This window comes from Streptomyces sp. NPDC059787 (genome assembly GCF_042732315.1).
Lineage (GTDB): Bacteria > Actinomycetota > Actinomycetes > Streptomycetales > Streptomycetaceae > Streptomyces > Streptomyces atrovirens.
This window is the reverse complement of record NZ_JBHWHX010000071.1, coordinates 16902-28599: the sequence shown is the minus strand read 5'-3', so window position 1 is coordinate 28599 and position 11698 is coordinate 16902. Positions and strand designations below refer to the sequence as shown.

At 71.0% G+C, this 11698-nt stretch carries 12 protein-coding genes; 6 read left to right on the top strand and 6 right to left on the bottom strand.

Translation table 11 applies throughout. From position 1 onward, the window contains the following. Window positions 1–188: 188 nt before the first annotated feature. Window positions 189–1493, bottom strand: a complete 1305-nt coding sequence (locus ACFV5H_RS35785) for a CynX/NimT family MFS transporter (RefSeq protein ID WP_385198921.1) — start codon at window positions 1491–1493, stop codon at window positions 189–191. Window positions 1494–1575: 82 nt separating this feature from the next. Here ACFV5H_RS35785 and ACFV5H_RS35780 point away from each other — a divergent pair, with 82 nt between their 5' ends. Further along, on the top strand, window positions 1576–2268 hold the full coding sequence (locus tag ACFV5H_RS35780; protein WP_385057556.1) for a FadR/GntR family transcriptional regulator: 693 nt from the start codon (window positions 1576–1578) through the stop codon (window positions 2266–2268). A gap of 76 nt (window positions 2269–2344) precedes the next feature. Here ACFV5H_RS35780 and fabI read toward each other — a convergent pair whose 3' ends face one another. The 3 genes from fabI to ACFV5H_RS35765 all read right to left on the bottom strand — a co-directional run bounded on the left by fabI (window position 2345) and on the right by ACFV5H_RS35765 (window position 4425). Beyond that, window positions 2345–3112, bottom strand: a complete 768-nt coding sequence (fabI, locus tag ACFV5H_RS35775; RefSeq protein WP_073937432.1) for an enoyl-ACP reductase FabI — start codon at window positions 3110–3112, stop codon at window positions 2345–2347. Window positions 3113–3117: 5 nt separating this feature from the next. Then, window positions 3118–3837 carry a 3-oxoacyl-[acyl-carrier-protein] reductase gene (gene fabG, locus ACFV5H_RS35770; protein ID WP_385057558.1) on the bottom strand — a complete coding sequence of 240 codons (720 nt, stop codon included), beginning with the start codon at window positions 3835–3837 and terminating at the stop codon, window positions 3118–3120. Window positions 3838–4089: 252 nt separating this feature from the next. Further along, window positions 4090–4425, bottom strand: coding sequence for a hypothetical protein (locus ACFV5H_RS35765; RefSeq protein ID WP_385057560.1), 336 nt, complete (start codon window positions 4423–4425; stop codon window positions 4090–4092). Between the two features lie 205 nt (window positions 4426–4630). Between ACFV5H_RS35765 and ACFV5H_RS35760 the strand changes: the two genes are divergently transcribed. The 3 genes from ACFV5H_RS35760 to tyrS all read left to right on the top strand — a co-directional run bounded on the left by ACFV5H_RS35760 (window position 4631) and on the right by tyrS (window position 8965). After that, a complete protein-coding gene (locus ACFV5H_RS35760) occupies window positions 4631–6154 on the top strand; it encodes a TldD/PmbA family protein (protein ID WP_385057562.1) in 1524 nt (507 codons plus the stop codon). Between the two features lie 82 nt (window positions 6155–6236). After that, the gene (locus ACFV5H_RS35755) at window positions 6237–7631 is read left to right on the top strand and encodes a metallopeptidase TldD-related protein (RefSeq protein WP_385198919.1); all 1395 of its coding nucleotides are present in this window, start codon (window positions 6237–6239) and stop codon (window positions 7629–7631) included. 65 nt (window positions 7632–7696) lie between these two features. After that, window positions 7697–8965 carry a tyrosine--tRNA ligase gene (gene tyrS, locus ACFV5H_RS35750; RefSeq protein ID WP_385057565.1) on the top strand — a complete coding sequence of 423 codons (1269 nt, stop codon included), beginning with the start codon at window positions 7697–7699 and terminating at the stop codon, window positions 8963–8965. Between the two features lie 109 nt (window positions 8966–9074). On the opposite strand, the gene ACFV5H_RS35745 is transcribed toward tyrS, so the two are convergent. After that, complete coding sequence (locus ACFV5H_RS35745) at window positions 9075–9359, bottom strand: GlsB/YeaQ/YmgE family stress response membrane protein (protein WP_085572613.1); 285 nt, start codon at window positions 9357–9359, stop codon at window positions 9075–9077. A 244-nt stretch (window positions 9360–9603) separates the two neighbouring features. Here ACFV5H_RS35745 and ACFV5H_RS35740 point away from each other — a divergent pair, with 244 nt between their 5' ends. Continuing rightward, window positions 9604–10002 (top strand): DUF3099 domain-containing protein, encoded by a 399-nt coding sequence (locus tag ACFV5H_RS35740; RefSeq protein WP_385057567.1) that lies wholly within the window; start codon window positions 9604–9606, stop codon window positions 10000–10002. A 225-nt stretch (window positions 10003–10227) separates the two neighbouring features. Next, entirely contained in the window at window positions 10228–10449 is a 222-nt protein-coding gene (locus ACFV5H_RS35735; RefSeq protein WP_385057571.1) for a hypothetical protein, read from the top strand. A gap of 94 nt (window positions 10450–10543) precedes the next feature. Here the strand turns inward: ACFV5H_RS35735 and moaA are convergent, their stop codons facing one another. Then, the gene (moaA, locus tag ACFV5H_RS35730; RefSeq protein WP_385057569.1) at window positions 10544–11533 is read right to left on the bottom strand and encodes a GTP 3',8-cyclase MoaA; all 990 of its coding nucleotides are present in this window, start codon (window positions 11531–11533) and stop codon (window positions 10544–10546) included. Window positions 11534–11698: the final 165 nt, after the last annotated feature.

Genomic DNA, 11698 nt, shown 5'->3' with positions numbered 1-11698 from the left:
CGCGCCCCTTCAGGCCCAGACCCCCTTCGCGCAGTTCCCCGCGCCCCTTCAGGCCCAGACCCCCTTCGCGCAGTTCCCCGCGCCCCTTCAGGCCCAGACCCCCTTCGCGCAGTTCCCCGCGCCCCTTCAGGCCCGGGCCTCCTTCGCGCCCACGCGGCGGAGCCGCATAGCAGCACGGCCTCGCGCTCCTAAGGGGCTGTTGCCTCGTCCTCCACCGTGCGGGGGCGGCCTGCCAGGACGCCTACGATCATCTGGGGGATCATCAGGGCGGCCATCAGGGCGATCGGCAGGCCCCAGCCGCCGCTGTGCTGGTAGAGGACGCCCACCAGGAGCGGGCCGGGGATGGAGATCAGATAGCCGGTGCTCTGGGCGAAGGCCGACAGCTGGGCCACGCCCGCGCCGGTCCTGGCGCGCATCCCGACCATGGTGAGCGCCAGCGGGAAGGCGCAGTTCGCTATGCCCAGCAGCACCGCCCAGGCCCAGGCACCGGCGGCCGGCGCGAAGTACAGACCCGCGTATCCGACGAGGCCGCTGACGCCCAGCGCGAGCACGATCGGGCCCTGGTGGGGCAGCCGGGTGGCGAGGCGCGGGATGACGAAGGCCAGCGGTACGCCCATCACCATGATGACCGCGAGGAGCAGCCCGGCCGTGCCTGCGGGGACGCCCGCGTCCCGGAAGATCTGCGCCATCCAGCCCATGGTGATGTAGGCGGCGGTGGCCTGGAGCCCGAAGAAGACGGCCAGCGCCCAGGCGGTACGGCTGCGGGTGACACGCAGCCGTACCGGCGCCCCGGCGGGAGTGTCCCGTCCGGCACGCACCCCGTCGTGCTCCGGTTCCCGTGCCCGTACGAAGGGCAGCCACGGCAGTACGGCGGCTGCCGCCAGGGCCGCCCACAGGGCGAGGCCCGAGTGCCAGTTCCCGCCCAGCGCGTCGGTCAGCGGCACGGTCACGGCCGCCGCCGTGGCGGTGCCCAGGGCGAGGGCCATGGAGTACAGGCCGGTCATGGAGCCGACCCGGTCGGGGAACCAGCGCTTGACGATGACCGGCATCAGGACGTTGCTGACGGCGATGCCCATCAGCGCCAGCGCGCTGGTGGCCAGGAACGCCGCCGTGCCTCCCACGTACGGGCGTATCAGCAGGCCGGCGCCGATGGCGACCATGCCGGCGCAGACCACCGCGCCCGCGCCGAACCTGCGGGCCAGCCGCGGCGCGGTGACGCCGAAGACGGCGAAGCACAAGGGGGGCACGGAGGTGAGCAGTCCGGCCACGCTCCCGCTCATGCCGAGCCCGTCGCGGACCTCCTCCAGCAACGCGCCCAGGCTGGTGATGGCGGGGCGAAGGTTGAGCGCGGCCAGCACGATGCCGACGACGAGCAGTCGCGTCCGCCACGCGCGCGTGGCCCCGGCCCCGGCCCCGGGGGCGGTCCGGACTCCGGACGCGGCCGACGTACGTACGGTCGTGGACGTGATCGTCCGGTTTTCCTCACTAGCCATGAAGCCCATCATAGAATCATAGGATGATTGGTTGTCCATGCCGTGGCCGCCGCGCGGCGCCCCTGTCGTGCGAAGGTGTGTCATGCCGTTGAGCCATCCCCGTCGTTCGGCCCTGTCCGAGCAGGTCATCGCCGCCCTGCGCGCCCAGATCACCTCGGGCGAGTGGCCGGTCGGCGCGCGCATCCCCACCGAGCCGGAGCTGGTGGAGCAGCTGGGGGTGGCCCGCAACACGGTCCGCGAGGCCGTCCGCGCGCTGGCGCACAACGGGCTGCTGGACATCCGCCAGGGCTCGGGCACGTATGTGGTGGCCACGAGTGAGCTGGCGGGCGTGATGCACCGCCGCTTCGCCGACGCCGACCCCCGGCACATCGCCGAGCTGCGTTCGACCCTGGAGTCGGCGGCGGCGCGGTTGGCCGCCGAGCGGCGCACGGAGAAGGACCTCAAGCAGATCGACACCCTGCTGCTGCGCCGGGAGGAGGCCTGGGAGTCGGGTGAGGCGGAGGCGTTCGTGGCGGCGGACGCCACGTTCCACCTGGCGGTCGTGGCCGCCTCGCACAACGACGTGATGACCGCGATGTACGCGGACCTGAGCGAGGTGCTGCGGGACTGGCTGCGCGGCGACGTGGGCGAGGGCATGACCCCGGAGATGCACATGGACCACGGCCGGCTGGTGGACGCGATCCGCGCGGGTGACGCGGCGACGGCGGCCGAGGAGGCCGCCGCCTATCCGTTCGTGTGCCGTCCGGGTCTGTTCGGTCCGCCCTCCGTCGGCTGACCTCCGTCGGCCGGGCCGGGCCGACGCGAGGGCCCGCACCCCCGTACGGGATGCGGGCCCTCGGCAAGGCGTCCGGTCAGGCGCCGATGGCGTGCAGACCGCCGTCCACGTGGACGATCTCGCCCGTGGTCTTCGGGAACCAGTCGCTCAGCAGGGCGACGACACCCCGGCCGGCCGGCTCCGGGTCCTTCAGGTCCCACTCCAGCGGGGAGCGGCTGTCCCACACGGAGGCCAGCTCGCCGAAGCCCGGGATGGACTTGGCGGCCATGGAGCCGATCGGGCCCGCGGAGATCAGGTTGCAGCGGATGTTCTGCTTGCCCAGGTCACGGGCCATGTAGCGGCTGGTGGCCTCCAGGGCGGCCTTGGCCGGGCCCATCCAGTCGTACTGCGGCCAGGCGTACTGCGCGTCGAAGGTGAGGCCGACGACCGAGCCGCCGTTCTGCATCAGCGGCAGGCAGGCCATGGTCAGCGACTTCAGGGAGTACGCCGAGACGTGCATGGCGGTGGCGACCGACTCGAACGGCGTGTTCAGGAAGTTGCCGCCGAGCGCGTCCTGCGGCGCGAAGCCGATGGAGTGCACGACGCCGTCGAGGCCGCCGAGCTCCTCGCCGACCACGTCGGCCAGCCGGCCCAGGTGCTCGTCGTTGGTGACGTCGAGCTCGATGACCTTGGTGGGCTTGGGGAGCTTCTTGGCGATGCGCTCGGTCAGGGTGGGCCGCGGGAACGCGGTCAGGATGATCTCGGCGCCCTGCTCCTGGGCCAGCTTGGCGGTGTGGAAGGCGATGGAGGACTCCATCAGCACACCGGTGATCAGGACGCGCTTGCCCTCGAGAATTCCGCTCATGTCGTTCAGTGACCCATTCCCAGTCCGCCGTCAACGGGGATGACGGCTCCAGTGATGTACGAGGCGTCGTCCGACGCGAGGAACCGCACCGCCGCGGCGATCTCCTCCGGCTGCGCGTACCGGCCGAGCGGCACCTGCGACACGATGTTCGCCCGCTGGTCGTCGGTGAGCACCTTGGTCATGTCGGTGTCGACGAAACCGGGCGCGACGACGTTGAAAGTGATGTTGCGCGAACCCAGCTCACGGGCGAGGGAGCGCGCGAAGCCGACCAGGCCGGCCTTGGAGGCGGCGTAGTTCGCCTGCCCCGCGGAACCGAGCAGTCCGACCACCGAGGAGATCAGCACGACGCGGCCCTTCTTGGCGCGCAGCATGCCGCGGTTGGCGCGCTTGACGACCCGGAAGGTGCCGGTGAGGTTGGTGTCGACGACCGAGGTGAAGTCCTCCTCGGACATGCGCATCAGGAGCTGGTCCTTGGTGACACCGGCGTTGGCCACGAGCACCTCGACGGGGCCGTGCGCCTCCTCGATCTCCTTGTAGGCCTGCTCCACCTGCTCGGGGTCGGTGATGTCGCACCGGACCGCCAGGACACCCTGCTCCGTGAGCACCCGGGGCGGCTCACCGGAACGGTACGTGATCGCGACCTTGTCGCCCGCCTCCGCGAAGACGCCGGCAATGGCGAGGCCGATACCCCGGTTTCCACCGGTGACGAGAACCGAGCGGCTCATCGGGTCACCCTTTCAATAGCGGTCTGGTACAGCGAAAACCTATCGGTACCGGGGCCGATCCGAGCGATCGGCCACCCACAGCACCTTCGCACCGCCTCTGTCGGGTCCCTACAGAAAGCCGCACCGCCCGGTCACAGGTGCGCGGGGCTCCCCCGTACGTCCCGCGCCCGGGTGGCCGCGCGGGGCCGGACGCGCGGGAGCGCTCCCGCCGGACCGGACCATCCGATGGGAGCGCTCCCGGAACGCTTCGGCTCAGTACACGTGGCGGGTGTACCAGGACCGGCTGTCGAAGAAGAAGTGGTCCACGGCGAGCTTGTGCCCGCCGCTGTAGTGGGCGTACGCCACGGCCTGCTCGCTCGCCCGGCCGCTGCCCAGACCCGTGTCCAGGCAGGTGCCGGGGTCGATGATGTAGGTGCTGAAGCCGCCCCGCAGCGGGAACTCCACGGTGATGTCCTGCGCGCGGTGGTTGCAGGCCGTCAGCCCGCCGGCACTGGCCTTGGAGCCGTCGGCGACCGCGGCGGGGGCGGACAGGGCCGTCAGAAGACCGGCGGTCGCGGCCGCCAGGGCGGCCACACGACGCATACGCATACGCACTCCTTGAGTCGGGCTGTCCGAATGACCGTTCGGACCGGCGCTCCCGAACGTACGGCGGCTCCGCGCACGGACAGCGACGGGACATGTACCAAACGGTGAACAACCGTTGTTCCGGAGGAAGTTGAGAACCCCTGTGCACCGCATGGTTCACTGCTGACGGATGAGCACATCTCGCGATGGTGAGAAGGGGAGGCCACTCGTGGCCCATGAGGTCGATCAGTCGTTTCTGGCACTGCCGCTGAGGGCCCTCGCCGACGCCGCGCTCGCACGCGCGCGGGCGCTCGGGGCGGAGCACGCGGACTTCCGCCTGGAGCGGGTGCGCAACGCGTCCTGGCGGTTCCGGGACGCCAAGCCGGCGGGGTCGTCGGACACCACCGACCTCGGCTACGCGGTGCGCGTGGTGCACGGCGGGACCTGGGGATTCGCCTCCGGGGTGGACCTGACCCTGGACGCCGCCGCCAAGGTCGCCTCGCAGGCGGTGGCGATGGCGAAGCTGTCCGCGCAGGTGATCCGGGCGGCGGGGTCCGACGAGCGGGTGGAGCTGGCCGACGAGCCGGTGCACTCCGAGAAGACCTGGGTGTCGTCGTACGAGATCGATCCGTTCGCCGTGCCCGACGAGGAGAAGGCCGGGCTGCTGGCCGAGTGGAGCGCACGGCTGCTGGCGGCGAACGGGGTGGACCACGTCGACGCCTCGCTGCTCACCGTGCACGAGAACAAGTTCTACGCCGACACCGCCGGGACCGTGACCACGCAGCAGCGGGTGCGGCTGCACCCGGTGTTCACGGCCGTGTCCGTCGACGACTCCAGCGGTGAGTTCGACTCCATGCGCACCGTCGCGCCGCCCGTCGGCCGGGGCTGGGAGTACCTGACGGGCACCGGCTGGGACTGGGACGACGAGCTGGGGCGGATTCCGGAGCTGCTCGCGGAGAAGATGCGGGCGCCGAGCGTCGAGGCGGGGCTGTACGACCTGGTGGTGGACCCGTCCAACCTGTGGCTGACCATCCACGAGTCCATCGGGCACGCCACCGAGCTGGACCGCGCGCTCGGCTACGAGGCGGCGTACGCCGGGACCTCGTTCGCCACCTTCGACCTGATCAACAAGCTGCGGTACGGCTCCGAGCTGATGAACGTCACCGGTGACCGCACCGCCGAGCACGGGCTCGCCACCGTCGGCTACGACGACGAGGGCGTCGAGGCGCAGTCCTGGGACCTGGTGAAGGACGGCACGCTGGTCGGCTACCAGCTCGACCGGCGGATCGCGAGGCTGACCGGGTTCGAGCGGTCCAACGGGTGCGCGTTCGCGGACTCCCCCGGCCATGTGCCGGTGCAGCGTATGGCCAATGTGTCGCTGCGCCCCGATCCGGCCGGGATGTCGACGGAGGACCTGATCGGGGGCGTGGACCGGGGCATCTACGTCGTCGGGGACCGGTCCTGGTCGATCGACATGCAGCGGTACAACTTCCAGTTCACCGGGCAGCGCTTCTACCGGATCGAGAACGGGCGGCTCGCGGGGCAGCTGCGGGACGTCGCCTACCAGGCCACGACCACGGACTTCTGGGGTTCCATGGCGGCGGTCGGCGGTCCGCAGACGTATGTCCTGGGCGGTGCCTTCAACTGCGGCAAGGCGCAGCCGGGGCAGGTCGCGGCGGTCTCGCACGGCTGCCCGTCCGCCCTGTTCAAGGGAGTCAACATTCTGAACACCACGCAGGAGGCCGGTCGATGAGCGTCAGCACGGGGATCGGCTGGGGGTCCGGGGGTCGTCCCCCGGGAAAGCACAGTCCGAACACCACGCAGGAGGCCGGTCGATGAGCGCGCGTACGAACAAGCCGCACGAGATCGTCGAGCGGGCGCTCGAACTGTCCCGGGCCGACGGCTGTGTCGTGATCGCCGACGAGCACTCGACCGCCAATCTGCGCTGGGCGGGCAACGCGCTCACCACGAACGGTGTCACGCGCGGGCGCACGCTCACCGTGATCGCCACGGTGGACGGCGCGCGGGGCACCGCCTCGGGAGTGGTGTCCCGGTCCGCGGTGACCGTGGACGAGCTGGAGCCGCTGGTGCGGGCCGCCGAGGCCGCCGCGCGGGGTGCGGGCCCGGCCGAGGACGCGCAGCCGCTGGTCACGGGGGTGGCCCCGTCGCCCGAGTTCACCGAGGTGCCCGCCGAGACCTCCTCCGCCGTGTTCGCGGACTTCGCCCCGGCGCTGGGCGAGGCGTTCGCACGCGCGCGTGCCGGTGGCCGGGAGCTGTACGGCTTCGCCAACCACGAGCTGGTCTCCAGCTACCTCGGCACGTCGACGGGGCTGCGGCTGCGGCACGACCAGCCGAACGGCACGCTGGAGCTGAACGCCAAGTCTCCGGACCGTACGCGGTCGGCGTGGGCGGGACGCTCCACGCGGGACTTCAAGGACGTCGACCCGGCGGCGCTCGACGCGGAGCTGGCCGTACGGCTGGGCTGGGCCGAGCGGCGCCTCGAGCTGCCCGCGGGCCGGTACGAGACGCTGCTGCCGCCGACCGCGGTGGCGGACCTGCTGATCTACCAGCTCTGGTCGGCCTCGGGACGGGACGCGGCCGAGGGGCGCACGGTGTTCTCCAAGCCGGGCGGCGGCACCCGGGTCGGCGAGCGGCTGACCGGGCTGCCGCTGACCCTGCGCAGCGATCCGGACGAGCCGGGCCTGGAGTCGGCGCCGTTCGTGATCGCCCACTCCTCCGGCGGCGACCAGTCGGTGTTCGACAACGGGCTGCCGCTGTCGGCGACGGAGTGGATCCGCGAGGGCGAGCTGAAGCACCTGACCACCAGCCGGCACGGCGCGGGTCTGACCGGGCTGCCGACGGCGCCCGGGATCGACAACCTGATCCTGGACGGGGGCGACGACCGCTCCCTCGAGGAGATGGTCGCGGCCACCGAGCGGGGGCTGCTGCTGACCTGCCTGTGGTACATCCGCGAGGTCGACCCGGCGACGCTGCTGCTCACCGGCCTGACCCGGGACGGCGTCTACCTCGTCGAGAACGGTGAGGTCACCGGTGAGGTGAACAACTTCCGGTTCAACGAGTCGCCGGTGGACCTGCTGGGCCGGGCCACGGAGGCCGGACGTACGGAGAAGACGCTGCCCAGGGAGTGGGGCGACTGGTTCACCAGGGCGGCGATGCCCGCGCTGCGCGTCCCCGATTTCAATATGAGCTCTGTCAGCCAGGGCGTATAACCTCGTAGGCGTCGCAATCGGCTGTCACCCGACCGGCCGAAGATCATCGAGGAGACACGAGAACCGTGACGGACATCGTCGACGAGCTGAAGTGGCGCGGGCTGTTCGCCCAGTCCACTGACGAGGACGCTTTGCGCAAGGCGCTCGCGGACGGTCCCGTCACGTTCTATTGCGGTTTCGACCCGACCGCGCCGTCGCTGCACGTGGGGCACCTGGTGCAGGTGCTCACCCTGCGCCGGCTCCAGCAGGCCGGTCACCGGCCGCTGGCGCTGGTCGGCGGTGCCACGGGCCAGATCGGCGACCCGCGCCCGACCGCCGAGCGCACGCTGAACCCGCCGGAGACCGTCGCGGGCTGGGTCGAGCGGCTGCGCGGCCAGATCGAGCCGTTCCTGTCCTTCGAGGGCGAGAACGCGGCCACGATGGTCAACAACCTGGACTGGACCGCGGGGCTGTCCGCGATCGAGTTCCTGCGGGACATCGGCAAGCACTTCCGCGTCAACAAGATGCTGACGAAGGACTCGGTCGCCCGGCGCCTCGAGTCCTCCGAGGGCATCAGCTACACGGAGTTCAGCTACCAGCTGCTCCAGGCGATGGACTTCCTCCAGCTCTACCGGCGCTACGGCTGCACGATGCAGCAGGGCGGCAGCGACCAGTGGGGCAACCTCACGGCCGGACTGGACCTGCTGCACCGGCTGGAACCGGGCGCCGTCGCCCACGCCTACGCCACGCCGCTGATGACGAAGGCCGACGGCACCAAGTTCGGCAAGACCGAGGGCGGCGCCGTCTGGCTCGATCCGGAGATGACGACGCCGTACGCGTTCTACCAGTTCTGGCTGAACACGGACGACCGGGACATCTCCGGCTACATGCGGATCCTGTCCTTCAGGTCCCGTGAGGAGCTGGAGGAGCTGGAGCGGCAGACGGAGGAGCGTCCGCAGGCCCGCGCCGCGCAGCGCGCGCTGGCCGAGGAGCTGACGACGCTGGTGCACGGCGCGGACCAGACGGCCGCCGTGATCGCCGCGTCCAAGGCCCTCTTCGGCCAGGGCGAGCTGACCGAGCTGGACGACCGCACGCTGGCGGCGGCGCTCTCCGAGGTGCCGCACGTCAAGGTGACCGAGCCGGCCCCGGTGGTCGACCTGTTCGCCGAGGTCGGTCTGGTGCCGAGCAAGTCGGCCGCGCGGCGCACGGTGAAGGAGGGCGGCGCCTACGTGAACAACGTCAAGATCACCGCCGAGGACGCCGTCCCCGCCAAGGAGGACCTGCTGCACGGGCGCTGGCTGGTGCTGCGCCGGGGCAAGAAGAACCTGGCGGCGGTGGAGGTCACGGCCGGCTGAGCCGACGGACCGGTGCGGGGCGGTTTCCGGCGTGCGCCGGAGGCCGCCCCTTCGCCGTACGCCGGAGAACGCCTCGCCGTACGCCGTCATCGCCGCCGTATGTGCCGGGTCAGACCCGCTGCCGCTCGTGCTTCCTGCGCTGCATCGCGGTGTACAGCATCTCCGCGAGCAGGACGACGACGATCGCCGCGCCCAGCTGGAAGATGTGCCGGCCCCAGTCGATGCCCCGCGTCTCCTCGATCCCGAAGCCCCGTGCGATGGCGTTGCCCACGACGGCGCCGATCATGCCGCAGATGGTGGCCAGCCACAGCGGGAGGTGCTGCTTGCCGGGGATCACCGCCTTGGCGATCAGACCGAGCACGAATCCCACGATGATCGCCCACAACCAGCCCATGACTGCCTCCTCGTACGGCTTGACGCGAGCATTACGGCCAGTGTCGGCCGAGACGCGGTACGCCGCATGTCGGACATGCCGTACGCACTACGGCGCAGACGGTGCGCCACGGGGCGGGGCGACCCGCTCTCGTGACCCGGCCGGGCGCGGCGTAACGTGGACATGTCCGGACCCGGTGTCACGGAACGGGGCGGCGGCCGGTCAGGTACGGGGAAGGTCCGATGCGGGCGGATGGTGGAATGTGATGCGGAAGCAGCATGGCGGTGGCAGCGCCCAGGTGTTCCGGATCACCGGTGCCCGGACGGGCCTCCAAGAGGACGTACGGGGGCGGCAGCGCCGGTATGTGATCTCGATGGCCGTCCGTACGATCTCGGTCATCCTCGCGGCGACGCTGTGGAACGTGGAGCGGCACGTCGCGATCGTGGCGCTGGTGCTCGGGGCGGTCCTGCCGTACGTCGCGGTGGTGATCGCCAACGCCGGGCGCGAGAACGCGCCGTCCTTGCCGTCGACCTTCGTGACGACGCCGATGAAACCGATGATCGCGCCGTCGCGGACGAATGACGGTTCCGCGGAACCCGATGCGGAAGATGTGGCGTCACAGGCGGCGCCGGGCGCACGAACGGAGCGGCCCGAGGGGCCGTGAAGATCGGGGCGTGAGCGCGGGCCGCGGGAAGCGGAAGGCACTTACCCGCCAAGCTCAGGAAAAGCTCAGATCAATCATGTTGTTCCGGTGCCGGGGGCGGGGTGACCCGTGACATACTTCGTACGCGCTCCGCATCCCCCGTCGGAGCGACGGACCGACGCCGGGCAGCTCCCCCCGTGGCTGCTCGGCGTCGCCTTTTTCGGGCGGGTTAGGGTCAGGGATGTGATGCTCCCCGACCCCGAGACACCGATCTGTTCCGCCAAGGGTTGCCGTGCGGCTGCCGCTTGGGTGCTTGCCTGGAACAACCCGAAGGTTCATACGCCCGAGCGGCGGAAGACGTGGCTTGCCTGCGAGGAGCATCGGGAGCATCTGTCCCAGTTCCTGGGGGTGCGGGGGTTCCTGAAGGAGGTTGTTCCTCTGGAGGAATGGGAAGCGCGGGGCATTTGAGTGCCATCGGCGCAGAGGGCGTGCGTGATTCCCGCGGCTGCGGCGCCGTCGTGGTTGATCGCGCAGTTCCCCGCGCCCCTTTGGGGGATTGCAGCTAGCCCCCGATAGCCGACATCGGACGGTCCGGCTGGACGAAGGTCGGGTCGTCCAGGCCCGCTCCCGCCTTCTTGCCCCACATCGCGAGTTTCCAGACGCGGGCGATCTCCTCGTCGGGGGCGTCGGAGCGGAGGGCTGCGCGGAGGTCGGTCTCCTCGGTGGCGAACAGGCAGGTGCGTATCTGTCCGTCGGCCGTCAGGCGGGTGCGGTCGCAGGCCGCGCAGAAGGGGCGGGTGACGGAGGCGATGACGCCGACGCGGTGCGGGCCGCCGTCGACCAGCCAGCGCTCGGCCGGTGCGGAGCCGCGCGCCTCGTCGCCCTCGGGGGTCAGCTCGAAGCGGGTGCGCAGGGAGGCCAGGATGTCCCCGGCGGTGATCATGCCCTCGCGCTTCCAGCCGTGCTGGGCGTCCAGGGGCATCTGCTCGATGAAGCGCAGCTCGTAGTCGTGCTCCACGGCCCAGGCGAGGAGGTCGGGGGCCTCGTCGTCGTTGAGCCCCGGCATCAGGACCGAGTTGACCTTCACCGGGGTCAGGCCGGCCTCGCGGGCCGCGTGGAGGCCGTCGAGGACGTCCTGGTGGCGGTCGCGGCGGGTGAGGGTCTTGAAGACGTCCGGGCGGAGCGTGTCCAGGGAGACGTTGACCCGGTCCAGGCCCGCCTCCTTCAGGGCGGACGCGATACGCCTCAGCCCGATACCGTTGGTGGTGAGGGACATCTGCGGGCGGGGTTCCAGGGCGGCGACGCGCTCGACGATGCCGACGAGGCCGGGACGGAGCAGCGGCTCGCCGCCGGTGAAGCGGACCTCCTCGATGCCGAGGGAGGTGACGGCGATGTCGACGAGGCGGACGATCTCGTCGTCGGTGAGCAGGTCGGGCTTGGCCAGCCACTGCAGACCCTCCTCGGGCATGCAGTAGGTGCAGCGCAGATTGCACCGGTCGGTCAGCGAGACCCTCAGATCGGTGGCCACTCGGCCGTAGGTGTCGATGAGCACGTGGGCCCCCTCCCTCTACACGGATCACTCGTGCCCGGCTACCTGCGAGCCTACGTGACGCCACCGACAACCCACAGCGACCCGATGTGACGAGGTACGGACGGGCCCGGTGCCAGGGACAACCATGCTCCAACAGAACCGCGCCGCGGGGGCGGTGGGGCAGAA

Excerpts from the sequence above, each read along its gene's own strand:
- ACFV5H_RS35745 (WP_085572613.1), bottom strand. The coding sequence starts at position 9,359 with ATGGGCTGGTTGTGGGCGATCATCGTGGGATTCGTGCTCGGTCTGATC.
- ACFV5H_RS35765 (WP_385057560.1), bottom strand. The coding sequence starts at position 4,425 with ATGCGTATGCGTCGTGTGGCCGCCCTGGCGGCCGCGACCGCCGGTCTT.
- fabG (WP_385057558.1), bottom strand. The coding sequence starts at position 3,837 with ATGAGCCGCTCGGTTCTCGTCACCGGTGGAAACCGGGGTATCGGCCTC.
- ACFV5H_RS35785 (WP_385198921.1), bottom strand. The coding sequence starts at position 1,493 with ATGGCTAGTGAGGAAAACCGGACGATCACGTCCACGACCGTACGTACG.
- ACFV5H_RS35735 (WP_385057571.1), top strand. The coding sequence starts at position 10,228 with ATGCTCCCCGACCCCGAGACACCGATCTGTTCCGCCAAGGGTTGCCGT.
- ACFV5H_RS35755 (WP_385198919.1), top strand. The coding sequence starts at position 6,237 with ATGAGCGCGCGTACGAACAAGCCGCACGAGATCGTCGAGCGGGCGCTC.
- fabI (WP_073937432.1), bottom strand. The coding sequence starts at position 3,112 with ATGAGCGGAATTCTCGAGGGCAAGCGCGTCCTGATCACCGGTGTGCTG.
- ACFV5H_RS35740 (WP_385057567.1), top strand. The coding sequence starts at position 9,604 with ATGCGGAAGCAGCATGGCGGTGGCAGCGCCCAGGTGTTCCGGATCACC.
- ACFV5H_RS35780 (WP_385057556.1), top strand. The coding sequence starts at position 1,576 with ATGCCGTTGAGCCATCCCCGTCGTTCGGCCCTGTCCGAGCAGGTCATC.